Origin of the sequence: Pseudomonas sp. NPDC088444, from assembly GCF_044900175.1 — a bacterium.
Taxonomy (GTDB): Bacteria; Pseudomonadota; Gammaproteobacteria; order Pseudomonadales; family Pseudomonadaceae; genus Aquipseudomonas.
This window is the reverse complement of the sequence record NZ_JBJDNK010000013.1, coordinates 71,802-97,329: the sequence shown is the minus strand read 5'-3', so window position 1 is coordinate 97,329 and position 25,528 is coordinate 71,802. Positions and strand designations below refer to the sequence as shown.

The 25,528-nt window shown below is 61.6% G+C and carries 26 protein-coding genes; 21 read left to right on the top strand and 5 right to left on the bottom strand.

Features of this window, described 5'->3' with window-relative positions; translation table 11 throughout:
* Positions 1–144 precede the first annotated feature (144 nt).
* The 4 genes from rlmD to ACI2KB_RS23780 form a co-directional block, all read right to left on the bottom strand.
* A complete protein-coding gene (rlmD, locus tag ACI2KB_RS23795; protein WP_404638581.1) occupies positions 145–1,500 on the bottom strand; it encodes a 23S rRNA (uracil(1939)-C(5))-methyltransferase RlmD in 1,356 nt (451 codons plus the stop codon).
* Positions 1,500–2,402, bottom strand: coding sequence for a cysteine synthase CysM (gene cysM / locus ACI2KB_RS23790; RefSeq protein ID WP_404638579.1), 903 nt, complete (start codon positions 2,400–2,402; stop codon positions 1,500–1,502). Before cysM ends, rlmD begins: the two co-directional genes overlap by 1 nt.
* 169 nt (positions 2,403–2,571) lie before the next feature.
* Positions 2,572–3,999, bottom strand: a complete 1,428-nt coding sequence (locus tag ACI2KB_RS23785) for a histidine kinase sensor domain-containing protein (protein WP_404638577.1) — start codon at positions 3,997–3,999, stop codon at positions 2,572–2,574.
* Positions 3,992–4,732 carry a response regulator transcription factor gene (locus ACI2KB_RS23780; RefSeq protein ID WP_404638575.1) on the bottom strand — a complete coding sequence of 247 codons (741 nt, stop codon included), beginning with the start codon at positions 4,730–4,732 and terminating at the stop codon, positions 3,992–3,994. Before ACI2KB_RS23780 ends, ACI2KB_RS23785 begins: the two co-directional genes overlap by 8 nt.
* A 239-nt stretch (positions 4,733–4,971) precedes the next feature.
* On the opposite strand from ACI2KB_RS23780, the gene ACI2KB_RS23775 reads away from it, so the two are divergent.
* The 4 genes from ACI2KB_RS23775 to ACI2KB_RS23760 all read left to right on the top strand — a co-directional run bounded on the left by ACI2KB_RS23775 (position 4,972) and on the right by ACI2KB_RS23760 (position 9,742).
* Positions 4,972–7,725 (top strand): response regulator, encoded by a 2,754-nt coding sequence (locus ACI2KB_RS23775; protein WP_404638573.1) that lies wholly within the window; start codon positions 4,972–4,974, stop codon positions 7,723–7,725.
* Between the two features lie 78 nt (positions 7,726–7,803).
* The gene (locus ACI2KB_RS23770; RefSeq protein ID WP_404638571.1) at positions 7,804–8,787 is read left to right on the top strand and encodes a 2-hydroxyacid dehydrogenase; all 984 of its coding nucleotides are present in this window, start codon (positions 7,804–7,806) and stop codon (positions 8,785–8,787) included.
* A 116-nt stretch (positions 8,788–8,903) separates the two neighbouring features.
* Positions 8,904–9,341, top strand: a complete 438-nt coding sequence (locus ACI2KB_RS23765) for a hypothetical protein (protein ID WP_404638693.1) — start codon at positions 8,904–8,906, stop codon at positions 9,339–9,341.
* Positions 9,338–9,742, top strand: coding sequence for an META domain-containing protein (locus ACI2KB_RS23760; RefSeq protein ID WP_404638569.1), 405 nt, complete (start codon positions 9,338–9,340; stop codon positions 9,740–9,742). Before ACI2KB_RS23765 ends, ACI2KB_RS23760 begins: the two co-directional genes overlap by 4 nt.
* 116 nt (positions 9,743–9,858) lie before the next feature.
* Here the strand turns inward: ACI2KB_RS23760 and ACI2KB_RS23755 are convergent, their stop codons facing one another.
* A complete protein-coding gene (locus ACI2KB_RS23755; RefSeq protein WP_404638567.1) occupies positions 9,859–10,326 on the bottom strand; it encodes a TlpA family protein disulfide reductase in 468 nt (155 codons plus the stop codon).
* Positions 10,327–10,428: 102 nt separating this feature from the next.
* Here ACI2KB_RS23755 and arsC point away from each other — a divergent pair, with 102 nt between their 5' ends.
* From arsC to ACI2KB_RS23670, 17 genes are all read left to right on the top strand, one after another.
* A complete protein-coding gene (gene arsC / locus ACI2KB_RS23750; RefSeq protein WP_404638565.1) occupies positions 10,429–10,782 on the top strand; it encodes an arsenate reductase (glutaredoxin) in 354 nt (117 codons plus the stop codon).
* Positions 10,779–11,384, top strand: coding sequence for an NAD(P)H:quinone oxidoreductase (gene wrbA, locus ACI2KB_RS23745; protein ID WP_404638563.1), 606 nt, complete (start codon positions 10,779–10,781; stop codon positions 11,382–11,384). The genes arsC and wrbA overlap by 4 nt, the downstream gene beginning before the upstream one ends.
* Positions 11,377–11,787, top strand: coding sequence for a DUF2069 domain-containing protein (locus tag ACI2KB_RS23740; RefSeq protein WP_404638561.1), 411 nt, complete (start codon positions 11,377–11,379; stop codon positions 11,785–11,787). Before wrbA ends, ACI2KB_RS23740 begins: the two co-directional genes overlap by 8 nt.
* Positions 11,788–12,040: 253 nt before the next feature.
* On the top strand, positions 12,041–12,712 hold the full coding sequence (locus ACI2KB_RS23735; RefSeq protein WP_404638559.1) for a DNA-3-methyladenine glycosylase I: 672 nt from the start codon (positions 12,041–12,043) through the stop codon (positions 12,710–12,712).
* 93 nt (positions 12,713–12,805) lie between these two features.
* The gene (locus tag ACI2KB_RS23730; RefSeq protein WP_404638557.1) at positions 12,806–13,489 is read left to right on the top strand and encodes a GntR family transcriptional regulator; all 684 of its coding nucleotides are present in this window, start codon (positions 12,806–12,808) and stop codon (positions 13,487–13,489) included.
* Between the two features lie 171 nt (positions 13,490–13,660).
* Positions 13,661–14,611, top strand: a complete 951-nt coding sequence (locus tag ACI2KB_RS23725) for a 4-hydroxyproline epimerase (RefSeq protein WP_404638555.1) — start codon at positions 13,661–13,663, stop codon at positions 14,609–14,611.
* Positions 14,608–15,741 (top strand): NAD(P)/FAD-dependent oxidoreductase, encoded by a 1,134-nt coding sequence (locus ACI2KB_RS23720; RefSeq protein ID WP_404638553.1) that lies wholly within the window; start codon positions 14,608–14,610, stop codon positions 15,739–15,741. The genes ACI2KB_RS23725 and ACI2KB_RS23720 overlap by 4 nt, the downstream gene beginning before the upstream one ends.
* On the top strand, positions 15,734–15,970 hold the full coding sequence (locus tag ACI2KB_RS23715) for a (2Fe-2S)-binding protein (RefSeq protein ID WP_404638551.1): 237 nt from the start codon (positions 15,734–15,736) through the stop codon (positions 15,968–15,970). Before ACI2KB_RS23720 ends, ACI2KB_RS23715 begins: the two co-directional genes overlap by 8 nt.
* Positions 15,967–17,229, top strand: coding sequence for an FAD-dependent oxidoreductase (locus ACI2KB_RS23710; RefSeq protein WP_404638549.1), 1,263 nt, complete (start codon positions 15,967–15,969; stop codon positions 17,227–17,229). The genes ACI2KB_RS23715 and ACI2KB_RS23710 overlap by 4 nt, the downstream gene beginning before the upstream one ends.
* A 72-nt stretch (positions 17,230–17,301) precedes the next feature.
* A complete protein-coding gene (locus ACI2KB_RS23705; RefSeq protein WP_404638691.1) occupies positions 17,302–18,051 on the top strand; it encodes a helix-turn-helix domain-containing protein in 750 nt (249 codons plus the stop codon).
* A gap of 327 nt (positions 18,052–18,378) precedes the next feature.
* Complete coding sequence (locus ACI2KB_RS23700) at positions 18,379–19,197, top strand: transporter substrate-binding domain-containing protein (RefSeq protein ID WP_404638547.1); 819 nt, start codon at positions 18,379–18,381, stop codon at positions 19,195–19,197.
* Between the two features lie 144 nt (positions 19,198–19,341).
* Positions 19,342–21,111, top strand: coding sequence for an aconitase X (locus ACI2KB_RS23695; RefSeq protein WP_404638545.1), 1,770 nt, complete (start codon positions 19,342–19,344; stop codon positions 21,109–21,111).
* A complete protein-coding gene (locus ACI2KB_RS23690; protein WP_404638543.1) occupies positions 21,104–21,769 on the top strand; it encodes an amino acid ABC transporter permease in 666 nt (221 codons plus the stop codon). The genes ACI2KB_RS23695 and ACI2KB_RS23690 overlap by 8 nt, the downstream gene beginning before the upstream one ends.
* A gap of 25 nt (positions 21,770–21,794) precedes the next feature.
* Positions 21,795–22,445, top strand: coding sequence for an amino acid ABC transporter permease (locus ACI2KB_RS23685; RefSeq protein ID WP_404638541.1), 651 nt, complete (start codon positions 21,795–21,797; stop codon positions 22,443–22,445).
* Positions 22,438–23,160 carry an amino acid ABC transporter ATP-binding protein gene (locus tag ACI2KB_RS23680; RefSeq protein WP_404638539.1) on the top strand — a complete coding sequence of 241 codons (723 nt, stop codon included), beginning with the start codon at positions 22,438–22,440 and terminating at the stop codon, positions 23,158–23,160. Before ACI2KB_RS23685 ends, ACI2KB_RS23680 begins: the two co-directional genes overlap by 8 nt.
* A 177-nt stretch (positions 23,161–23,337) precedes the next feature.
* Positions 23,338–24,375, top strand: a complete 1,038-nt coding sequence (locus ACI2KB_RS23675; protein ID WP_404638537.1) for a proline racemase family protein — start codon at positions 23,338–23,340, stop codon at positions 24,373–24,375.
* Between the two features lie 216 nt (positions 24,376–24,591).
* Positions 24,592–25,509, top strand: a complete 918-nt coding sequence (locus ACI2KB_RS23670; protein ID WP_404638535.1) for a dihydrodipicolinate synthase family protein — start codon at positions 24,592–24,594, stop codon at positions 25,507–25,509.
* The last annotated feature ends 19 nt before the right edge of the window (positions 25,510–25,528 follow it).

Genomic DNA, 25,528 nt, shown 5'->3' with positions numbered 1-25,528 from the left:
CGGCGCGATGAAATGCGCCATCAGTCGCCGGCCTTCTCGGCGCATGCTCCTTGCGGGCCTTGCAAGGTCTGGCATGCGCGGGCCAGTCGGATTAAACGAGACTCCCTGTAAGGCGCTGGCTCGATTCCTGGAGCCCTGCTTGCCTCACTTACTCGCTTCAAATAACGCCATCGCCTCGACATGCGCTGTCTGCGGAAACATATCGAGGATTCCGGCACGTTTTAATCGGTAGCCCTGCCTGATCAGTTCGACCGTGTCCCGCGCCAAAGTTGCCGGGTTGCAAGACACATAAACCAACCGTTCGGCGCCCAGTTTCCTGAGCTTGCCCACCACCTCGAACGCCCCGTCACGGGGCGGATCGAGCAGCACGGCGGAAAAACCTTCCGCCGCCCAGGCTGCCTTATCCAGCGGCTGCGAAAGATCCGCCTGATAAAACTTCACATTGTGCAAATCGTTACTGACCGCATTACCGGCAGCCCGTCGAACCATCACCTCGACGCCCTCCACCGCCACCACTTCGCGCGTGATCTGCGCCAGCGGTAGAGCGAAGTTACCAAGCCCGCAGAACAAGTCCAGTACTCGTTCGTCCGGATGGGGCGCAAGCCACGAAAGTGCCTGTTCGATCATCGCAGTATTGACCTGTGCGTTGACCTGCACGAAGTCACCGGGACGATACGCCAACGCCAGATTCCACGGTTCCAGGTGATAACCCAGTTGTGCGTCAGCCTCCACTGGCTGCGGCTCACCCTCCCCGTGCAACCAGAGTTGCGCGTGATGGGTTTCGCAGAAGACCTTGAGGATGTCCAGGTCCTTGTCGGCCAGTGGCGCGGTATGACGCAACAGCACGGCATTGGCAGAACCGCTGAACAATTCCACATGGCCCAGGGCCTGAGGCTTGCTCAGTGTTTTCAGCATGGCCGGTAACGCCGTCATGATCGGTTGCAAGGCCTGTACCAGCACCGGGCATTGATCGATGGCAACGATGTCCTGACTCGACGCTGCGCGAAACCCGACCTCCAGTCGTTTGGCCTTGGCATCCCAGCGAACGGCGATGCGCGCGCGTCGACGGTAGGCGTATTCATCACCAGTCAGCGGCGCCGCCCACTCTTGCGGCTCGACACCCGCCACGCGGCTCAACTGCTCGGCGAGCATGCGCTGTTTCAGGGCAAGCTGCTCGTCATGGGGCATCTGTTGCACGCTGCAACCGCCGCAGCGACCGAAGTGCTGACACGGCGCCGGACGCCGCGACGGGCTGGCTTGGAACACACGCTCGGTGCGCGCTTCAACCACTTTGCCATGGGCGCCCAGCACGCGGGCTTCGACTTCTTCGCCCGCCAGACTGCCCGCGACGAACCAGGTGCGGCCGTCGACGAAAGCGATGCCACGGCCGTCGTTCGACAGACGTTCAATGGTCAGACGCTGCTTTTTACCGGTAGGGACCTGCGCTGTCCGAGTGCCACCACTGGGCTGGAAACGCAGGCCTGAGTCACGCTTGGCCATCAGTTGGGCGCATCGTAGACACCGGTCGACAGATAACGGTCGCCACGGTCACAAATGATCGCGACCATCACCGCGTTCTCGACCTCCTGCGACAAGCGCAACATGCCCGCCACAGCACCGCCCGACGACACACCACAGAAAATACCTTCTTCACGGGCCAGACGACGCATCACGTCTTCGGCTTCGCTCTGGGCCATGTCCATGATCCGGTCGACGCGGTCAGCCTGATAGATCTTCGGCAGGTATTCACGGGGCCAGCGGCGGATGCCCGGAATGGCCGAACCGTCCATGGGCTGCAAGCCGACGATCTGGATGTTCGGGTTCTGTTCCTTGAGGTAACGCGAGGTGCCCATGATGGTTCCGGTGGTGCCCATGGAACTGACGAAATGGGTAATGGTGCCGTCGGTCTGTCGCCAGATTTCCGGACCGGTGCCCACGTAGTGAGCCTCAGGGTTGTCGCCATTGGCGAACTGGTCCAGCACCTTGCCACGGCCATCGGCCTGCATGCGCTCAGCCAGATCGCGGGCGCCTTCCATGCCCTCTTCCTTGCTGACCAGAATCAGCTCGGCGCCGTAGGCGGTCATGGCCGCCTTGCGTTCGGCACTGGAGTTGTCCGGCATGATCAGGATCATGCGATACCCCTTGATGGCGGCTGCCATGGCCAGGGCGATGCCGGTGTTGCCGGAGGTCGCTTCGATCAGGGTGTCGCCCTGATGAATCTGGCCACGCAGTTCGGCACGGGTGATCATCGACAGCGCCGGGCGATCCTTCACGGAACCGGCCGGGTTATTGCCTTCGAGCTTGAGCAGCAACGTGTTGCTAGTGTTCCCGGCCATGCGTTGCAGACGCACCAGCGGGGTGTTGCCGACGCAATCGGCGATGGTTTGATACTGCAGGGTCATGGCGTGTTCGCGATCCAGACATGCGGGGGTCGCCTATCATACCGGCAATCGTCTAAAGCCCATATCACGCAAAGTGAGTTCGATAGGACGAAAAGGAATAAGGAAGAATTGCACTGTTATCTGTGGGAGATTCTGCGGTTCCCACAAGAGTCGCGTCGAATCCAAATCTTCAGCTCAACGCCGAACCTGTGGGAGCCGGCTTGCTGGCGAAAACGGCAGGCAGCGAAGCCGCGACTTCCCGGGCCGGCAATCGCATGGTCATGCGCAGTCCGTCATGTGTGTTCTCCGCCCACATATCGCCCCCCTGCAATCGCAGCGAGTTGCGCGCGATGCTCAGGCCCAGGCCGAATCCGCCGTCCCCAGGCCGGGCGCCATCAAGGCGGATGAACGGAGCGAAGATGCGCTCCAGATCGTTATCGTCAACGCCGCCGCCCTGATCTTCCAGCCAGATCAGCCAGTCCTCGCCATCCCGACGACCGCCCAGACGTACCAGCCCTTCAGGGGGCGAATGCCGGATCGCATTGCGCAGGATATTCTCCAGCGCCTGAGCCAAGGTGTTGAGATGCCCGCGAACCCAGCATTCGCTGTCCAGATCGCAGATCAACTGGCGATACGGCCAACAGCTCTCGAAACAGGCGTCGTCGACCAGCATGTCCCACAGCGCCAACACCTGGATGTCTTCGTTGGGCAGTTTTTCCCGTTCGGCATCGAGCCAGGCCAGGTGCAAGGTGTCATCGACCAGTCTTCGCATGCCATCGACCTCACGACTGAGGCGCTCACGCAACTCCGGAAGACTCTGCTCGCTGTCGCACGCCACGCGCAGACGGCTCAGCGGCGTGCGTAATTCATGAGACAAGTCACGCAACAACTGCTGCTGGATCTGCACGGTAGATTGCAGCCTGGCGGCCATATGGTCGAAAGCGCGATTGAGTTCTCCCAACTCGTCCTGTCGCGAGGTCATCTGCGGCGAGAGCCGGTTGGACAAACGATCGGCCCGCCAGGCATTGGCCTGCTCGCGCAACTGGTTGAGGGGGCGAATCAGTAGCCGGTAAAGGCCAACGCACAACAACAGCGTGAACAGCGCGGGTATGACTGCATTGGTCAACATTTGCCAGAACAGCGCGTGGCGCCCGGGCTTGAAGCGCTCGGGCAGCTCGATGACCAGACTGCCCGCCGCAGGCCGTTCAGGAAACGGGATCTTCAGCCAGGGCGCGGTTTTCTGACGCCCACTCATGGGCCAGTCAACGCCGCGCATGAAGGTCAGGCGCTGCACTTGTGCGTCATCCAGCGGTACGCTGCTCAGGGACTGCAAGTCGTGCCCGATAACCCCCACCCAGCCTTGCTCATGGCGACGCACTTCTCGCAGCCAGGTATCGACGCCTTGCTGACGCCCGACAGTCCATGCCTGCTCGGCCTCGGCGGCGTAGCCGTTGAGCACACGACGGGACTCGGGAGACAGGAAGGCGTTCTGCGTTTCAAGGTATCGACCCCAATACCAACTGAGCCAGATCATCAACAAGCAGAAACCCACCAGCAGAACGGCCAGTTTCCAGAACAGGGAGTGCCTGCCGGGCAGGCGGCAACGGCGCTCACGCATCGAATTCGGCTGCCGTCAGCACATACCCTTTGCCCCACACGGTGCGCAACTGATGACCTTCATAGCCGATGGCCTTGAGTTTGCGACGGATCTGGCTGATGTGCATGTCCAGGCTGCGATCATGCTGCGAGTACCCTCGCTGTAGCACATGCTGATAAAGGAAGGGCTTGCTGAGCACTTCTTCGGGACTTCGCCACAGGGTTTCCAGCAGGCGGTATTCGCTGCGAGTCAGCTGCGCAGCCTTACGCGCGAAACGTACATCGCACAAGCCTTCGTCGAAGGTCAGTTCGTCGATGTCGGGCGCCGCAGTGACGGGAGGGACAACCAGTTGCGCGTTAACACGCCGCTCCAGTTCCACCCGACGCAGGATCGCCTCGATGCGCACGCGCAACTCATCGACGCTGAAGGGTTTGGGCAGGTAATCGTCCGCGCCGTTGCGAAAACCGCTGATGCGATCGGCCTCCGCCCCCAGCGCCGACATCAGGATGATGGGCATCGTGTGACGCCGACGCAGGTGCACCAAAATGTCCAGGCCGTTCATGCCCGGCAGCAGAATGTCCATCAATACCAAATCGAATGGCTGGCTCTGCGCACGCTCAAGGCCTTCGGCGCCGTTCCGGCACCAGGTGACGTGAAAGCCACAACGGTCCAGTTGCTCATGAACGAACGCGCCGAGCACGGGGTCGTCCTCGATGGCGAGTATGCTGGGGCGGTGGATGCTGGCGGGAGTCATTGGCGTCTGCAATTGATTCTCAAGGGCACAATTATTCAAGATTGCTGAAGGGCGAGCAATGGCGACTGATCGGAGAACGTTGTAGGAGTGTTCGCTGATCACCCATTTAGCCGCCAATCCCCGCGCACATGTGGCTACACTGCGCAAACGACCGAAGGGCTGTACTCAAAAGATCAAGGCACGCTGGCACAGGACTTGCCACGCAACGACAGACGATCAGACGTGCCGGAGAGAACGATGTGCTGAACAGATTGGGCATAAAAGGCCGCGTTTTACTGCTGACCCTGCTGCCGACCTGCCTGATGGCGGCGCTGCTGGGCGGCTATTTCACCTGGATGCAACTGTCGGAATTGCAGGTCCAGTTGCTCAAGCGCGGCGAAATGATCGCCAACGAACTGGCGCCGCTGTCGGCATCGGCGCTGGCCAGCAGCGACAAAGCAATGCTCGACCGCATCGCAGGTCAAGTGCTGGAACAGGCCGATGTGCGCGCGGTGTCGTTTCTCGACGCCGACCGCAACCCCCTGGCCCACGCCGGGCCGACCATGATCAATCAGGCGCCGATCGGCAATGGCATGCACCTATTGCAGCGCTCGGAAAACGACGCGACGCGTTACCTGATGCCGGTGTTCGGCCGCAATCGTCACCTCACAGGCGAAGTGGTCCCCGAAGAGGCCGACCGTCTGCTGGGCTGGGTCGAACTGGAACTGTCCCACAGCGGCACCCTGCTGCGCGGGTATCGCAGTCTGTTCGCCAGCCTGCTGTTGATCGCTGCCGGACTGGGCCTGACTGCCATGCTGGCGTTGCGCATGAGCCGCACCATCAATGGGCCGATCAGCCAGATCAAACACGTGGTCGCGCAATTGAAGGAAGGCAATCTGGAGGCGCGACTGCCGCCGATGGGCAGCAACGAACTGGATGAGCTTGGTTCGGGCATCAACCGCATGGCCGCGACCCTGCAGAACGCACAGGAAGAGTTGCAGCACAACATCGAACAGGCCACCGAGGACGTCCGCCAGAATCTGGAAACCATCGAGATCCAGAACATCGAGCTGGATCTGGCTCGTAAAGAAGCGCTGGAAGCGAGCCGGATCAAATCCGAATTTCTGGCCAACATGAGCCACGAAATCCGCACGCCCCTCAACGGCATTCTCGGGTTCACCCACCTGTTGCAGAAAAGTGAACTGACGCCGCGCCAGCACGATTATCTGGGCACGATCGAAAAATCCGCCGACAACCTGTTGAGCATCATCAACGAAATCCTCGACTTCTCGAAGATCGAAGCGGGCAAGCTGGTGCTCGACGCCATTCCGTTCAACCTGCGCGACTTGCTGCAAGACACCCTGACCATCCTCGCCCCCGCCGCACACGCCAAACAACTGGAGCTGGTGAGTCTGGTGTATCGGGACACGCCGCTGTCGCTGGTGGGCGACCCGCTGCGGCTGAAACAGATCCTGACCAACCTGGTCAGCAACGCCATCAAGTTCACCCGCGAAGGCACCATCGTCGCGCGGGCGATGCTTGAGGATGAAGAGGACGACAAGGTGCAGTTGCGCATCAGCGTGCAGGACACCGGCATCGGCCTGTCGAGTCAGGACGTGCGCGCGCTGTTTCAGGCGTTCAGTCAGGCGGACAACTCGCTGTCGCGCCATTCCGGTGGCACCGGACTGGGGCTGGTGATCTCCAAGCGTCTGATCGAGCAGATGGGCGGTGAAATCGGCGTGGAGAGCACCCCCGGCGAAGGCTCGGAGTTCTGGATCAGCCTGACCCTGCCCAAAACCCGCGACGACATCGAAGACCTGCCCGCCCCGCCCCTGCTGGGCCGTCGGGTTGCGGTGCTGGAACACCACGATCTGGCGCGTCAGGCGCTGGAGCATCAACTGGAAGACTGCGGTTTGCAGCCGATGGTCTTCAACAATCTGGAAAACCTCATCAACGGTGTGACCGTGGTGCACCAGACGCCCCACGCCATCGACATGGCGGTGCTCGGCGTGACCGCTCACGAATTGCCCCCCGAGCGCCTGCGCCAGCAAATCTGGGACCTGGAAAACCTCGACTGCAAGGTGCTGGTGCTCTGCCCGACCACTGAACAGGCGCTGTATCAGGCGTCCGTGCCCGACGCTTACACCCAGCTTCAGGCCAAACCGGCGTGCACCCGCAAGCTACGTCGTGCTCTGTCTGAACTGATCAACCCCAAACAGTTGCGCACCGAGCTGCCCGAGCCGGTGTCCAGCCGCCCGCCGCGAATTCTGTGCGTGGACGACAACCCGGCCAACCTGCTGCTGGTGCAAACGCTGCTGGAAGACATGGGCGCCAAAGTGATGGCCGTCGACAGCGGTTATGCGGCGGTTCAGGCGGTGCAGGAAGAAGCATTCGATCTGGTGCTGATGGACGTGCAGATGCCTGGCATGGACGGGCGCCAGGCCACCGAAGCCATTCGCGGCTGGGAAACCGAACGCCAGATCACCTCGCTGCCGATTGTCGCGCTCACCGCCCACGCCATGGCCAACGAGAAACGCGCGCTGCTGCAAAGTGGCATGGACGACTACCTGACCAAGCCGATCAGTGAGCGGCAACTGGCGCAAGTGGTGCTGAAATGGACAGGCCTGGCCTTGCGCAATCAGGCCCCCGAACGCCATCACGAAGTCAGCCACGGTGGTGCCAATCTGCAAGTGCTCGATCACGAAGAAGGCTTGCGCCTGGCCGCGGGCAAGGCGGATCTGGCGGCGGACATGCTGGCCATGCTGCTGGCCTCGCTGGAGACTGACCGTCAGGCCATCCAGGCAGCGCGAGAAGAAAACGATCATGTGGCGCTGATCGAGCGGGTTCATCGCCTGCATGGCGCCACCCGTTATTGCGGCGTCCCGCAGCTGCGCGCCGCCTGCCAACGCAGCGAAACCCTGCTCAAACAGGAATCGCCAGACAGCGACAAGGCGCTGGACGATCTGGAAAAGGCCATTACCCGGTTGGAGGCTGAGGCGCGAGTGAGTGCTTGATGCGGGTCAGTGCGCTCATCTGCACCTCCATGTCATGTTCCTACAGGTCTATCAGCGTTCATGTCATAAGGAGCCCCCATGCGCACCCTCCTCTACAGCAGCCAGACCTACGACCGAGACAGCTTCCTCGCTGCCCAACCCCCGGCAGGCATCGAGCTGCATTTCCAGCCTGCGCGCCTGACGCTGGACACCGTTGCGCTGGCCGATGGCTATCCGGTGGTCTGCGCGTTCATCAATGACGATTTGAGTGGGCCGGTTCTGGAACGCCTTGCCGCAGGAGGGACTAAGCTGATCGCCCTGCGTTCCGCGGGTTTCAACCATGTCGACCTGCCGACCGCCCAACGCCTGGGGCTTGGCGTGGTCCGGGTCCCGGCCTACTCGCCCCACGCCGTGGCCGAACACGCCGTGGCGTTGATTCTCTCGCTCAATCGTCACTTGCACCGCGCCTACAACAGAACCCGCGACGGTGATTTCACGCTGCACGGCCTGACCGGCTTCGATCTGGTGGGCAAGACCGTCGGCGTGGTCGGCACCGGGCAAATCGGTGCAGCCTTCGCCAACATCATGGCCGGGTTCGGCTGCAAACTCCTCGCGTACGATCCTTTCCCCAACCCTGACGTTGAAGCCCTCGGTGCGCGTTATCTGCCATTGGAACAGGTGTTGGCGCAAGCGCAGGTCATCAGCCTGCATTGCCCGCTCAACGAACACACACGGCACCTGGTCAATGCCGGTTCGCTGTCGCGAATGCAGCGCGGGGCGATGTTGATCAACACCGGACGCGGCGCACTGGTCGACACCCCGGCGCTGATCGACGCGCTGAAGAGCGGCCAGTTGGGCTATCTGGGGCTGGATGTGTATGAAGAAGAGGCGCAACTGTTCTTCGAAGACCGCTCGGACCTGCCGTTGCAGGACGATGTGCTGGCGCGACTGCTGACCTTTCCCAACGTGGTGATTACTGCGCATCAGGCGTTTTTGACCAAAGAAGCATTGGGCGCGATTGCGCAGACGACGCTGGATAACATCGGGCAGTGGGCGGCGGGATCCCCACAAAATCAGGTGTAAATACCGGAGCCCCCTGTGGGAAGGCATCACAATGCTCCGAACCGTCCCGTGCCGCCGACCGGCATCGGGCAATCTCGATCTAAAGTGTTAGCATGCGCGCCTATTTGGAGACCCCCATGGCCGAACACGATTTCCGTTACAGCATGCTCACCCCGCAACACACCCTGATCGAGTGCCGCAGCCTGGCCGTCGGGCGTTATCAAGTGACCGGTAACGGTGGCTCGATCAAGCACGACGACGTTCTGCTGGTGACCGTCAAAGGCAGTAAAGACTTGTACATGCGCCTGAACGTGGAAAAGGTCCGTCACCTGATCAATCCGCCAGGCCAGTGGGTTGCAGTGGCCAACGGCCCGGCCTTTACGGAGCTGGCGATTCATCAGTGGAAGGTCAACTGCAACGGCTGCGGCAAAGAGCAGGACATCGAATTCATGGTCGACGGCAAGGAAGGCAAGAAAGCCCTGAAACCGGCCGCGACGGCACGCATTGCCGAACTGGGCTGGAAAACCGTCGGTGAAAACCATCTGTGCCCGACTTGCGCGAAGAACGCCGCATGAAAACCCTCGGCCTGACCTTGATCGCCGCTGCATTGCTGGCCGGTTGCGCAAGCGACACCGACGCCCTCAAGCGCGATCACGGCTATGTGCTGGAGTGGATCGGGGAGCGCCCGCTGATCGACAACAGCCACCTGACCATGACCCTCGGCAAAGATGGCCGGGCGTACGGCAGTGGCGGTTGTAATCACTGGTTCGCGTCCTATCGGCTGGACGGCGATGCGATCAGCTTCGGGCCGGTGGGCAGCACCCGAAAACTCTGCGCCCCGGCGCTGATGGAGCAGGAGCGGCGCTTCTTCGATGCGCTGAGCAAGGTTCAGCACTGGGATGTGTCGGAAGTGGAACAGCTTGAACTCTGGCCTGCCGACGGATTGCCGTTGCGATTCTGGCTGGAAGAAGGTTAGCGCTTCAATTGTAGGAGTGAGCTTGCTCGCGATACCGGTGTATCAGACGCCGCATTCATCAAAGAGAAATCGCTATCGCGAGCAAGCTCACTCCTACAGATGATCCGTAGTAGCGATCAGCCCTTCCCTTTCAACTCTGCCAGTTTCTGCGCCACACCCGCCGCCGTCTGCTCGCCCATCAACTGCTCACGCACTTTGCCCTTGTCGTCGATGATGTAGGTCACCGGCAGCGCTTCGCTCTTGGGCAGGTCGTATTGCTCGGCCGGATCCTGAGCCAGAACCGTGAATTTGATGCCCAGCGCGTTGGCCGCGGTTTTCAGGTCTTCACCCTGCAAGTTGTCGAAGTTGACGCCAAACACGCTGACTTTCTGCCCGCTCAACTGTTCGGACAGTTTGTTCAGTTCCGGAATTTCCGTACGGCACGGGCCGCACCATTCGGCCCAGTAGTTGACCACCAGCCAGTGCTTGTCGACCCGGTCACTGGCCACCTTCTGACCATTCTGATCAGTGCCCAGGTCCACGCCGCATCCACTGAGCAACATACTGCCTAAAAGCGCTACCGCCGCTGCCCACCGCCTTGCCATGATGCTTGTTCCTTTTAGAAAAATCGCGACGCCCACCGACACTTGGTGTTTGTCGTCACGGCTGTAGAATAGCGCCCACCTCACGAAAGATGCGACCCGCAAATGACCGATCTGACGCTTTATCACAACCCGCGCTGCTCCAAATCACGTGGCGCGCTGGAATTGCTCGAAGCGCGAGGCCTCGCGCCGACCATCGTCCGCTATCTGGAAACCCCGCCGACCGTCGCACAACTGCGCGACCTGCTCGGCAAACTGGACATCGGCGCCCGCGCCCTGCTGCGCACTGGCGAGGACGAGTACAAAGCCATGAATCTGGCCGACACAAGCCTCAGCGATGACGCCTTGATCGACGCCATGGCCGCCCACCCCAAGCTGATCGAGCGTCCGATTCTGATCGCAGGCGATAAAGCGGTGATCGGTCGTCCGCCCGAGAAGGTGCTGGAGATCCTGCCTTGAGCGCGCCCTACATTCTGGTGCTGTTTTACAGCCGCAACGGCTCGACCAGTGAAATGGCCCGGCAGATCGCCCGAGGCATCGAGATGGGCGGCATGGAAGCGCGGCTGCGTACCGTTCCGGCTGTCTCCAGCGAATGCGAAGCCGTGGCGCCGAGCATTCCGGACACCGGCGCGCTGTACGCGACGTTGGATGACCTGAAGAACTGCTCGGGTCTGGCACTGGGCAGCCCGACACGCTTCGGTAACATGGCCGCGCCGCTGAAATACTTCCTCGACGGCACCAGCAACCTGTGGCTGACCGGCGCACTGGTGGGCAAACCGGCCAGCGTGTTCACCTCCACCGCCAGCCTGCACGGCGGCCAGGAGACCACGCTGATGTCGATGCTTCTGCCACTGCTGCACCATGGCATGTTGGTGACCGGTTTGCCCTACAGCGAAGCGGCGCTGATCGAAACCAGCGGCGGCGGTACGCCCTATGGCGCCAGCCATCACGCAGGCGCCGACGGCAAACGTCCGCTGGATCAGCATGAAACCACCCTGTGTCGCGCCCTCGGCCAGCGTCTGGCGAAGACTGCGCTGTTGCTGGAACCTTCCCGTGGTTAAAACGCCCAAGGTGCTGCCCGCGCTGGAATGGCTGGAACCTCGGGTTCGCTGGAGCCGCGTGGCTGCCTTGTTGTGCTTTTTCGGGTTGATCGCGTTGCTGTGCGTTTATTACCTCGCACTCGCGGACCTGCATGGGGCGCGGCCCTGGGTGATTCTGTCGATCGAACTGGTGCCGTTATTGCTGCTGGCGCCGGGCATGCTCATGGGCAGCCCGCGCGGGCACGCCTGGACCTGTTTCGTGGTGAACCTGTATTTCATCAAGGGTGCGCTGGCCGCGTTCGACGCCAGCCGCGCGCTGTTTGGGGTGCTGGAAATGCTCGCCAGCCTGGCTGTTTTCATCAGTGCGCTGCTGTATGTGCGTTGGCGGTTTCAGTACAACCGCCAAGTCGCCACCATCCCGTAGGAGCGCGCTTGGTCTGGGCCGCATTCGGACGATGGCGGCATGCCAGTCGCCAGCGATGCGTCCGAACCGACGCCTTCGCCAGCAAGCCGGCTCCCACAGGAATGGTGTCGAACAAAACGGCTGGCTCCGACGCAATCATTGTGGAAGCCGCCTTGGTGCGGGCGGCGTTCCGACGAAAACGGTATGTCAGCCAGCATCGTCAGAAAGTCGACCACAAAGGTCGCGTGAACATACATTCTGTTTTGGAGAGGGCATGCAAGACTACAAATGGCTCAATGAATACTGCCTCAACCGCTTTGGTTCCGCCGCCGCGCTCGAAGCGCATCTGCCGACATGCGCCACCCCCAAACAACTCAAGGCCATCAGTGACGACCGTTACCTGTCCACCCTGGCCCTGCGGGTGTTTCGCGCCGGGTTGAAGCACAGCGTAGTGGACGCCAAGTGGCCCGCCTTCGAACAGGTATTCTTTGGCTTCGATCCTGAGAAAGTCACGCTGATGGGTGCCGATCATCTGGAGCGCCTGATGCAGGACGAACGCATCATTCGCCATCTGGGCAAACTGAAAAGCGTGCCGCGCAACGCCCAGATGATGCTCGACATCGCCAAGGAACACGGCAGTTTCGGCAACTTCATCGCCAACTGGCCGGTGACCGATATCGTCGGCCTGTGGCGTTATCTGGCCAAACATGGCAACCAGATGGGAGGACTGTCGGCGCCACGCTTCTTGCGCATGGTGGGCAAGGACACCTTCATTCCCAGCGACGACGTCGTAGCCGCGCTCAATGCCCAGAACATCGTCGACAAAGTGCCAACCAGCCAGCGCGATCAAGCCATCGTGCAGGAGGCGTTCAACCAGTGGCACGCCGAAAGTGGCCGCCCGCTGTGCCAACTTTCGATGATGCTGGCCTACACGGTTAACCACTGATCTTTTTTTCGCTCGGGGCACACCGACACAGCGCGTAACAAATCGGAGGTCGTATACAATATCCGACATTCGTCCACAGCATGAGTCACGCGCGTGCCCTTTCTCCTTCCTGACGCCCCCAACCTCGGTGTCGCGCCTTCGGCGTCCGAGGTCATCGCCAAGTTCTTGCGCGAGTCGATCATTTCCGGCCAGGTCGCCGAAGATGAGCCGATCCGGCAGGACGACATCGCCCGCGTATTCAATGTCAGCAAGATCCCGGTTCGTGAGGCGCTGAAGCGACTGGAAGCAGAAGGCCTGGTGCAATTTCAGCGCAACAAGGGCGCGGTGGTCACACGAATTTCCGAGCCGGAGCTGGCTCAGATCTTCGAAGTTCGGGTGCTGCTGGAGGTTCAGGCGATCCGCCTTGCCGTACCGCGTCTGACCCAGGCGCAGATCGACCGGGCCACGGCGATCTGTGACGAGTTCGTCGGCGACGATGACATCGGACGCTGGGCAGAGCTTAACTGGGCGTTCCACACCTGCCTGTACGAAGCGGCACAACGGCCGTTTCTGCTGAACATGATCCGCTCGATTCACGACAAGGTTGAACGCTACCTGCGCGTGCAAATGAGCTTCGACGAAGGCAAGGAGCGCGCCGACCGCGAACACCGGGAAATCCTCAAGGCCTGTGCTGAACGAGACGTGGAGAAAGCCGCCGAGCTGATCGAGCATCACATCATCGGCGTCTGCCGAGCGCTCTACGCGCACCTGCCCAACGCGGAACTCAGCGAAATCTGATTCGCGCCTCACTGTGCCGATTTCGTCATTTTCAGAGGCGAAATCGGTCAAGACCCCTGCCCCCTGTTTTCGCCAATCTGACCGGTAACGAACTCGGCACCTGACTCAATCTGTGGGATTAGCGTATGCCGAGAGATCAGCGCGATGTTTGGCAACCAGGGGAGCACACACATGAAACGCATCCAGATCCTCGACTCCCACACCGGCGGCGAGCCCACGCGGCTGGTGCTGGACGGTTTTCCCGACCTGGGCCACGGCAGCATGGCGCAGCGTCGCCAGTTGCTGGCCGATGAATTCGACGACTGGCGTGCGGCCACGGTACTCGAACCTCGCGGCAGCGATGTGTTGGTCGGCGCACTGTTGTGCGAGCCGGTTGACCCCGACGCTTGTGCCGGGGTGATCTTTTTCAACAACACCGGCTATCTCGGCATGTGCGGCCACGGCACCATCGGGCTGGTGGTGTCGCTGGCCCATCTGGGCAAAATCAAACCGGGGGTGCATCGCATCGAAACCCCGGTTGGTACCGTTCAGGCAACCCTGCACGACGACGGCTCGGTCAGCGTCAACAACGTCCCCTCTTATCGCTATCGCAAGAATTTCATTGTCGACGTGCCGGGCATTGGCAACGTGACCGGCGACATCGCCTGGGGCGGCAACTGGTTTTTCCTGATTGCCGACCACGGCCTGAGCGTGTCTGGCGATAACCTCGACGCACTCACCGACTACACCTGGAAAGTTCGTCAGGCGCTGGACAGCCAAGGCATTCGGGGCGAAGACGGCGGCATCATCGACCACATCGAGCTGTTCGCCGATGACGACCAGGCCGACAGCCGCAACTTCGTGTTGTGCCCTGGCAAAGCCTACGACCGCTCGCCTTGCGGCACCGGCACCAGCGCCAAACTGGCGTGCCTGGCGGCAGACGGCAAGCTGGAGCCCGGCGCGCTCTGGCAGCAGGCGAGCGTGATCGGCAGCCAGTTCGAAGGCAGCTTTCAATGGCAACACGGTGAGCGGCAAATGGGCGACCGCATCGTCCCGACCATTCGTGGCCGCGCTTACATCAGCGCCGAAGCAACGCTGCTACTGGACGACGCCGACCCCTTCGCCTGGGGTATCCGCCCTTGACCGAGGGCAACGCCGCAGACGTGATCATCATCGGCGGCGGCATTATCGGTGCCGCCTGCGCGGATGAGCTGGCCCGCCACGGTTTGAACATTCTGGTGCTCGACTGTCAGCGTCCCGCTGCGACCGCCGCAGGTATGGGTCACTTGGTGGTACTGGATCACAGTCCGGCGGAACTGGCGCTGGGCGAGTATTCCGTCAGGCTATGGCGCGAACTGGCGCCACACATGCCGGACAACTGCGCCATGCGCAACAACGGCTCGCTGTGGCTGGCCTGCAACGAAGAAGAGATGGCCGAAGCCGAGCGCAAACACGCGGCGTTGAGCGCGTTCGGCCTTGAATGCGAGCTGATGACTGGCGCAGCGCTGGCAGAGGCTGAACCCGCGTTGCGACCAGGCCTGCTGGGCGCCTTGAAAGTCACCGGCGACGGTATTCTCTACGCGCCCAACGCCGCGCGCTGGCTGTTGCAGTGCCGGTCCAGTCAAGTACGCCAGCAGCGCGCCGAGGTCGTGGAGGTCCAAGGACCGCGTGTGCGACTGGCGGACGGCCAATGGTTGAAGGCCGATGCGGTGATTCTCGCCAACGGTATCCACGCCAAAGACCTGTGCCCGGAACTGCCGTTGCAGGCGAAAAAAGGCCATCTGCTGATCACCGATCGCTACCCCGTACAGATCAGCCACACGCTGGTGGAACTGGGATACGTCACCAGCGCGCACAAAGGCAACGGCCCCTCGGTTGCGTTCAATGTGCAGCAGCGTCCGACTGGGCAGTTGTTCGTCGGCTCATCGCGCCAGTTCGACAACCATGACCCGGCCATCGACGCCCAAATGCTGGGCCGCATGTTGCGCAGGGCGATGGAGTTCTTACCGGATCTGGGCCAGATGAACGGCATCCGCAGTTGGATCGGCTTTCGCTCGGCCAGCCCCGATGGGCAACCCTTGGTTTGCGAACACCCTCATCAGCCCGGCCTCTGGCTGGCCGTGGGGCATGAAGGCTTGGGCGTGACCACCGCAACCGGCACCGCAAAGCTGCTGGCAGCGCAACTGCTGCAAACACCTATTCCCTCAGCGCTGACCCCGCATCTGGACGCCTTCTTGCCGCAACGCTTCATTGGAGCCTACGCCCATGCCTGAATTGAGCATCGACGGTCAGCCATTTCGCTTCGCCCAAGGCACGACCGTGGCCGCCGCGCTGATGTCCTGCGGCGACCACTGCGCGCGCACTTCAGTCACTGGCCAGCGACGTGCGCCGTTATGCGGCATGGGCATTTGTCAGGAGTGTCGGGTGAACATCGACGGCCTGCGCCGCTTGGCCTGTCAAACCCTGTGCCGTGAAGGCATGCAGGTGGAGACGCACCCATGAACCCACACGTCAATCTGCTGATCATCGGCGCAGGCCCGGCCGGGATGGCGGCAGCGCTGGCGGCCGCGCCAACCGGCATGCGCATCGCGATCCTCGACGATAATCCGCAGCCAGGCGGCCAGATCTGGCGCGATGGCCCGCAATCGGAACTGCCCGCCCACGCCAGCGAAATGCGGGCGCAGCTCGAGCAATACGCCAATATTCAGGTCCACAGTGGCACGAAAGTCGTGGCGTTGGCGGGTCCGAAACGGTTGCTGCTCGAAGACACCGAGCATGGCTGGACGCTGGGGTACGACGCACTGATTCTCTGCACTGGCGCCCGCGAACGACTGCTGCCCTTTCCCGGCTGGACGCTGCCTGGCGTAACCGGCGCAGGCGGCTTGCAGGCCCTGATCAAAGGTGGCTTGCCAGTGAACGGCGAGCGCATCGTGATCGCCGGAACCGGGCCGTTGTTGCTGGCCTCGGCAGCGACGGCGGAGAAGAACGGTGCAGCCGTGGTGCGCATTGCCGAGCAGGCTTCGTGGGGGGCGGTCAGCGGTTTCGCTATGGGGCTGTGGCGTTGGCCAAACAAGGTGGCTCAGGCGTTTACGCTGGCCAATGGCACTTATCGGGCAGCCTCTCATGTGGTGGCAGCCTTGGGCACCGACCGGCTCGAAGCGGTGCGGATCAAGACCGGGCAACGCATCGAGGAAATCCCTTGTGATCGTCTGGCTTGCGGCTTCAGCCTGGTGCCGAATGTCGAGGTCGCCTCGGCGCTGGGTTGCCGGATCGAGAAGCAGGCTGTCGCGGTAGATGAGTGGCAGGCCAGCAGTGTGACCGACCTCTATGCAGCCGGCGAATGCACCGGTTTTGGTGGCAGCGAACTGGCATTGATCGAAGGTCGGATTGCCGGGTTGGTTGCCAGCGGTCAGCAGGACAACGCACGACAGTGGCGGGCTGAACGCCAGCGTTGGCAGCGCTTTGCCGACGCCTTGAATCGCGCCTTCGCCCTCTCGCCTACCGTGAAGCAACTGGCGACGGCAGACACACTGGTCTGTCGCTGTGAAGACGTGCCCTACGCGGACCTTGCATCCCACAGCAACTGGACCGCCGCCAAACTCAATACCCGCTGCGGCATGGGCGCTTGCCAAGGCCGTATCTGCGCCACCGCTGCGCAGACGCTGTTTGGCTGGGAACCACCGCCATTGCGCCCACCCTTCAGCCCCGCTCGGGTGGCGACGTTGGCGTGTCTGGATGAGGCGGGCGCACCGGGCTCTTGATTCTGCTAGGCGCAAAACATCAGATACCGCATCATCGACCGCATCCTTCACTGCGGTCTCTGCCTCGTGAACATGATCGACCTGATCCCCGCCTCGCCTCTGCACAACCTCGACCAACTGCTGGCCAGCCTCGACCAGGTGGCGCCGTTGTTCGATGCCATTCCCGGCGTGGTGTTTTTCGTCAAAGACGCGCAAGCGCGCTATGCGCTGGTCAATCAGACGCTGGTGCAACGCTGCGGCTGCAAGGAGAAAAACCAGTTGGTCGGTCGCACCGCCGAGGACGTTTTTCCCGCGCGCTTCGGACCGCTGTACACCGCGCAAGATCGCCGTGTGCTGGCCGATGGCAGGCAACTGAGCGATCAACTGGAGCTGCACCTTTATTACGGCAATCAGCCCATCTGGTGCCTGACCCACAAGATCGCCCTACGCGATGATCAGGGCGCGATCATCGGTCTGGCCGGTATTTCGCGAGACCTGCAAATCCTGCAGTCACACCCGGCCTATCAAAAACTGGCCGAAGTCGACGCCTATATCCGTGAGCATTTTGCACAGCCCATTACGCTGGATGAATTGACCGCCATCGCCGGCCTGTCCATCGCGCAACTGGAGCGGCACTGCAAGAAGATCTTCCAGCTCACGCCACGGCAGATGATTCACAAGGCGCGTTTGGGCGAAGCGTCGCGCTTGCTGCGTGAAGATCTGTCGATCACTGAAGTCGCGTTGCGTTGCGGGTACACCGATCACAGTGCGTTCAGTCGGCAGTTCCGCGCGCTGACCGGGGTGTCGCCGAGTGAGTATCGCGACTCGCAAAGCAGCTCATGATGCTGAAGTTATCCTGTGGGAGCCGACTGCTGGCGAATGCTGTACATCAGATACACATCTGGTGGCTGACACACTGCATTCGCCAGCAAGCCGGCTCCCACAGCGCCCAGACAGTCTCAGCAACGTGCATCTATGAAGCACTGCCCCGCTTTTTGCTCCTTTATGTAACACCCCCGCCCCTCTCCGTTTTCTGAGCAAAACCCGTAACCCACTGATCCCAAACCCGCATTGGCGTGAGTGCAAAACGGGCACGCACCGTGCATATAAAATATCGTATACGAAATTACTTATCCGGCCGTTTCTTTACTTGCATCCATCGAGGCATCTATGAAAAAGCATGCTGTTGCAGTAGCCCTCCTCGCCGTCATGAGCTCGTCCTTCATCAACGCCGCCTTTGCCGACAAGCTCGATGACATCATCGACTCCGGCAAACTACGCTGCGCCGTGACACTGGACTTCCCGCCCATGGGCTCGCGCGATGACAAGAACAACCCGGTCGGATTCGACGTCGATTACTGCAACGACCTGGCGAAAGTGCTGGGCGTCACTGCCGAAATCGTGGAAACCCCCTTCCCGGACCGGATTCCGGCGTTGGTCTCGGGGCGCGCTGACGTGATCGTCGCCTCGACGTCCGACACTCTGGAACGCGCCAAGACCGTGGCGATGACCATTCCTTACTTTGCCTTCCAGATGGTCGTGCTGACCCGCGACAACACCGGCATCACCAAGTACGAAGACCTCAAGGGCAAGAACGTCGGCAACACCAGCGGCACTTACGAAGCCATCGCGCTGGAGAAAGACCAGAAGGCGTGGGGCACCGGCAGCTTCCGCGCTTACCAGACCCAGAACGACACCATCCTCGCCGTCGCGCAGGGCCATATCGACGCCACTGTGGTCACCAACACCGTCGCGGCGGCTACGCTCAAATCCGGCAAATACAAAGGCCTGAAAGTCGCCGGGAATGCGCCGTATGTCATCGACTACGTGTCACTGGCGGCCAAGCGCAGTGAGTACGGGCTGATTCATTACCTGAACCTGTTCGTGAACCAACAGGTGCGCACCGGGCGTTATGACGAGCTGTGGAAGAAGTGGGTGGGTGATGAGATCAAGCCTGCGAATTTGCAGGTACCGGGGGTTTATTACTAACCCGATCTGACCACGGTGTTGGCGACCCGGCGCAATTTCTGCTTCGGACGCCTGACCTGTGGGAGCCGGCTTGCTGGCTCCCACAGGGTTCGGCGTGAAACCAATGTGCGTCGAATGGCCCAAGGTCTCAATCAGGAGCCCACGATGTCTGAAGTGTCTTTAAGCGGGCGATGTCTGGTCGCAGGCCGTGCCCAGGGCGAGTTGCTGTACGCCGACATCGGCCTGAGTTTCTGGGGCGGGGTCGAGCCGTTCACCGGCGAAGTGATCGACCGCCACCACCCCCTCAGCGGCCAGATCATCACCGGCAAGGTGCTCGCAATCCCCAGCGGACGCGGCTCATGTACCGGCAGCAGCGTGTTACTGGAACTGATCCTCAATGGCCATGCCCCCGCCGCGCTAGTGTTCGAACGGGTCGAAGACATCCTGACCCTCGGCGTGCTGGTGGCCGAGCAAATGTTCGGTCATTCGATCCCGGTGATCAGCCTCGGTGAAGCGGGTTTCGCCGCGCTGCGAGAAGTGAAGTTTCTGCGGGTCGACGACAACCGCGTCACCGCATTCGACAGCGCGCCGCCTGTCCTGGCCTCACGCTCGCCTCTGCGAAAAACCGCGCTGCACAACAGCATCATCCTGACCGAAATGGATCAGGGTTTCCTGGACGGCGCCTATGGCAAAGCCGCGCAAGTGGCGATGGGCATCATCCTGCGCATGGCCGAACTGCAAGGCGCAACCGAGTTGCTGGACATCTCTCAGGCGCACATCGACGGCTGCATTTATACCGGCCCCGCGAGCCTGCGTTTCGCCCGGCAACTGGTGGACTGGGACGCCAAGGTGCGCGTACCCACCACCCTCAACTCGATTTCAGTGGACAAACGCCGCTGGCGCGAACTGGGTGTCGACCCGGCCTTGGGCGAGCCGTCCAGTCAGTTGGGCGATGCCTATCTGGACATGGGTGCGCGGGTCAGCTTCACCTGTGCGCCGTACCTGCTGGACAGTGCGCCGGAGCTGGGCGAGCAGATCGTCTGGGCCGAATCCAACGCGGTGGTCTATGCCAATAGCGTGATCGGCGCGCGCACGCTGAAATATCCGGATTACCTCGACATCTGCATCGCCCTCACGGGTCGTGCACCAAAGATTGGCTGTCACCTGAGCCAGCAGCGTCTGGCGACATTGCGCGTCGAAGTGCCCGAGGTCGGCGAGCTGGACGACAGCTTTTACCCGCTGCTGGGCTATCACGTCGGGCTGCTGTGCGGCGCCGACATTCCCGTGGTCTGCGGCCTGGAACACAAAGCGCCCACCCTCGACGACCTCAAGGCGTTTGGCGCGGCATTCGCCACCACGTCCGCTGCGCCGATGTTTCATATCGCAGGCGTGACACCTGAAGCAACCACCGCCGAATTGGCCGTTGGCGGACATCCGCCAGACAAGACCTTGAACATTTCCCCCCTCGACCTGCTGCACAGCTGGCGAGAACTGAACAGCGCACAAAGCCCTGAAGTGGACGCCGTGACGCTGGGCAATCCGCATTTTTCCCTGAGCGAGTGCGCCACCCTCGCCCGCCTCTGCCATGGCCTGCGCAAACTCGATCGAGTGGCCATGGTCATCACCTGCGGCCGGGCCACCTTCGAACGGGCGCAACTGGCGGGCCACGTGGCCACGCTGGAAGACTTCGGCGTGCAGTTCGTCACTGACACCTGCTGGTGCATGCTCGGCGAGCCGGTCATTCCACCGACAGCGCGCAACCTGATGACCAACTCTGGAAAGTACGCCCATTACGCGCCAGGTCTGGTGGGGCGTCGCGTGCACTTCGCCAGTCTCGCCGAATGCGTCGACAGCGCCTGCACGGGCCTGGCCAGCGGACGCTTGCCGGTGTGGTTGCAGGCCGCTGCACGGGCGGAGGCCCTGACCCATGTTTGATTACAACTTCCACTGGCGCGCCGCGTTCAAGGCCCTGCCGGACATGCTCAACGGCGCCGTCGTGACCTTCCAGACCGCGGCGCTGTCGATGATCCTCGGGGTGATCATCGCGCTGTTTCTGGTGTTCATGCGCCAAGGCAAGAACCCGATTCTGCGCGGCTTCGCGGCGACCTGGATTTCGATTGCGCGCAACACCCCGTCGCTGTTTCAGGTGTACATCCTCTACTTCGGTTTAGGCTCGTTCGGTTTGCACGTCAGTTCGTGGGTTGCGCTGTTGGCGGGGATCACCATCAACAACGCGGGCTATCTGGCGGAGAACTTTCGCGGCGGCCTCAAGGCCGTGCCCGACACCCAATTGCGCGCCGCCCGCTCGCTGGGCATGAGTGCGCCGCAGGCTTATCGGCTGATCGTCATTCCACAGTTGCTGCGCATCGTGTTCTACCCGCTGACCAATCAGATGGTCTGGGCCGTGCTGATGACGTCGATGGGTGTCATCGTCGGCCTGAACAACGACCTCACCGGCGTGACCCAGGACTACAACGTCAAGACGTTCCGCACCTTCGAATTCTTCGCCATCGCGGCGGTGCTCTATTACCTGATCGCCAAACTGATCGTGGCCGTGGCGCGGCTGCTGTCGTGGCGCCTGTTTCGATACTGAAGAGCCACGGTACTGAGGACTGAACATGTTCAACAGCACATTCAGTTGGAACGACATGCAGTTCATGCTTCAGGGGGCCTGGGTCACGATCCTGCTGACGATCATTTCGATGATCATCGGCACCGTGGTCGGGGTCGTCTGTGGCATGGCCCGCGCTCTGTTGCCCCGCAGCACGATCCCTTTGGCGTGGTTGCTCGACGTGTTTCGCAGCGTGCCGCTCTTGATTCAGTTCGTGTTGTTCAACGCGCTGAAAAGCATCGCCGGGCTGAACTGGAGCGCCTTCACCGTCGCCTGCATCGTGCTCGGTCTGTACGTCACCGCGTACTGCACCGAGATCGTGCGCAGCGGCGTGCTGTCGGTGCCGCTGAGCCTGCGCCGCGCCAGCCGCTCGCTGGGCCTGAGTTACTGGCAGGACCTGCGCCAGATCGTCATGCCGATGGCGACCCGCGTGGCCTTTCCGGGCTGGGTCAACCTGCTGCTGTCGGTGATGAAAGACACCGCACTGGTGATGTGGATCGGCATCGTCGAACTGCTGCGCGCCTCGCAAACCATCGTCACGCGGATTCAAGAACCTCTGCTGGTGCTGTGCATCGCAGGCCTCATTTACTACGTCATGAGTCTGGTAATCGCCCGCCTGGGCGCCCGGCTGGAAACAAGGTGGCAGGAAAATGATTGAGATCGACAACGTACACAAATCATTCGGCGAGCTTGAAGTGATCAAGGGCGTGAGCCTGCAAGTGCAGAAAGGCGAAGTGGTGTCGATCATCGGCGGTTCGGGCTCGGGCAAGTCGACGCTGCTGATGTGCATCAACGGCCTGGAGTCGATCAAGAGCGGCAGCATCCGCGTCGACGGCACCGAGGTGCACGCCAAGAGCACCGACATCAACAAGCTGCGGCAGAAAATCGGCATCGTCTTTCAGCAATGGAACGCCTTTCCACACCTGACCGTGCTGGAAAACGTGATGCTCGCCCCGCGCACGGTGCTGGGCAAGAGCAAGGAAGAAGCCGAGGCGCTGGCGGTCAAGCAGCTCAAACACGTGGGGCTGGGCGACAAGCTCAAGGTCTTCCCCGGCAAGCTTTCGGGTGGCCAGCAACAACGCATGGCGATTGCCCGGGCGTTGGCGATGTCGCCGAATTACATGCTGTTCGACGAGGCCACATCGGCCCTCGATCCGCAGTTGGTGGGCGAGGTGCTGGACACCATGCGCATGCTCGCCGAGGACGGCATGACCATGATTCTGGTGACCCACGAAATCCGCTTTGCCCGCGATGTCTCCGACCGCGTGGCGTTTTTCCGCAATGGCCTGGTGCATGAGATTGGCACGCCGGAGCAGGTGATCGGTAACCCGCAGCGGCCGGAGACGGCGGACTTTTTAAGGTCGATTAATTGATGTAACGCGCGGTATTTCGGCTGTATGGAGATCAAAACTGTGGGAGCCGGCTTGCTGGCGAAAGCGGCAGTCCTGCCACAGAGGTGTTGACTGACACACCGCTTTCGCCAGCAAGCCGGCTCCCACAGGTAATCCGGTGTCGTCAGATAAACGTGTTCGACAGGAGGGCTTTGAAGCATGCGCTCATCGAAAGTGATTCATGTGGTCAGTTGCCACGCGGAAGGTGAAGTCGGCGATGTGATCGTCGGCGGCGTCGCACCACCACCGGGGGATACGATCTGGGAGCAGTCGCGCTGGATCGAGAAAGACAACGTGTTGCGCAATTTCATGCTCAACGAGCCGCGTGGTGGGGTGTTTCGTCACGTCAACCTGCTGGTGCCGCCGAAGAACCCGAAAGCACAGATGGGCTGGATCATCATGGAACCGGCGGACGTGCCACCGATGTCCGGCTCCAACTCGCTGTGCGTCGCCACGGTGTTGCTGGACAGCGGCATCCTGCCGATGATCGAACCGGAAACCCGTTTGGTGCTTGAGGCGCCGGGCGGTCTGATCGAGGCCATCGCCCAGTGTCGCGATGGCAAGGTGGAGCGTGTCGAGGTGCACAATCACCCCTCGTTCGCTGACCGGCTGGACGCGTGGATCGAAGTGCCGGGCATCGGCTCGCTTCAGGTCGACACGGCCTACGGCGGCGACAGTTTCGCGATTGTCGACTCGACCAGACTGGGTTTCTCCCTGACCGCAGACGAGGCGAAGGACCTGGTGGAAACCGGCCTGAAAATCACCCTGGCCGCCAACGAACAACTGGGCTTCACCCACCCGCTGAACAAGGACTGGAACCACATTTCCTTCTGCCAGATCGCCGCGCCCGTGAATCACGACGGCGGCGTGGCCAATGCGGCCAACGCGGTGGTGATCCGCCCCGGCAAGATCGACCGTTCGCCCTGCGGCACGGGCTGTTCAGCGCGGTTGGCGGTGCTGCATGCCAAGGGGCAATTGCAGGTGGGCGAGCGCTTCATCGGCCGCTCGATCAGTGGTTCGGAGTTTCATTGCCAGATCCAGCGCGTGACCGACGTGGCGGGACGGCCTGCGATTGTGCCGAGCCTGTCAGGGCGCGCGTGGATTACGGGGACCCATCAGCACATGCTCGACCCGAGCGATCCATGGCCGGAGGGATACAAGTTGACGGATACCTGGCCGGTGGGATTGAAGTTGTGACACGACAACGCGATTGATTTCTGTGGGAGCCGGCTTGGTGGCGAAGGCGTCAGGACAGAAACGCTTGTGGTGGATGGCACACCGTATTCGCCAGCAAGCCGGCTCCCACGAAAAGCGTCGTGAAGCCATAGATCGTCCAAGCCGGAAAAACTGCGGGTGAGGTCTGCCCAAACCAAAACGTATACGAAATACATTTCATCCAACAAGGAGTCACTCATGAGCCAGTCCGTATCCTGGAGCGGTGTTTTCCCCGCCGTCACCACGCAGTTCAACGAAGACTTTTCCCTCAATCTGGAGGCCACTCACAAGGTCATCTCCAATCTGGTGCGCGATGGCGTGTCGGGCCTGGTGATCTGCGGCACCGTGGGTGAGAACACCTCGCTGAGTGTGTCGGAAAAGATTAGCCTCGTCGAAGCCGCGAAAGACGCCTCGGCCGGGCGCGTGCCGGTTATTTCCGGGATCGCCGAGTTCACCAGCGCCAACGCCAGCGCCGTCGCCAATGAGGTGAAGAAGGCCGGAGCCGACGGGATCATGCTGATGCCTGCGCTGGTGTATTCATCGAAGCCGTTCGAGACCGCCGCGCATTTTCGCACCGTCGCCTCCGCCTGCGACCTGCCGATGATGGTGTACAACAACCCGCCCATTTACAAAAACGACGTGACCCCGGACATCCTGATTTCCCTGGCCGACTGCGACAACGTGGTCTGCTTCAAGGACTCGTCAGGCAACACCAACCGCTTTATCGACGTGCGCAATGAAGTCGGTGATCGTTTCGTACTCTTCGCAGGGCTGGATGACGTGCTGGTGGAAAGCGTCGCGGTGGGCGCGGTGGGCTGGGTGTCAGGCATGTCCAACGCCTTCCCGAAAGAGGGCGAAACCCTGTTCCGACTGGCCAAGGCAGGTCGTTTCGCTGAGGCGATGGCGCTTTATGAGTGGTTCATGCCGCTGCTGCACCTGGATGCACGTCCGGATCTGGTGCAGTGCATCAAGCTGTGCGAAGCGATCATGCAACGCGGCAGCGCCCTGACCCGCCCACCGCGCCTGGCGCTGCCAGACAGTGACCGGACGTATGTCGAGGGGCTGATGAAGACGGCGCTGGCGAACAAGCCGGTGTTACCAGAGGTAGGGCTCTAAAACGCTACCGGATGATCGT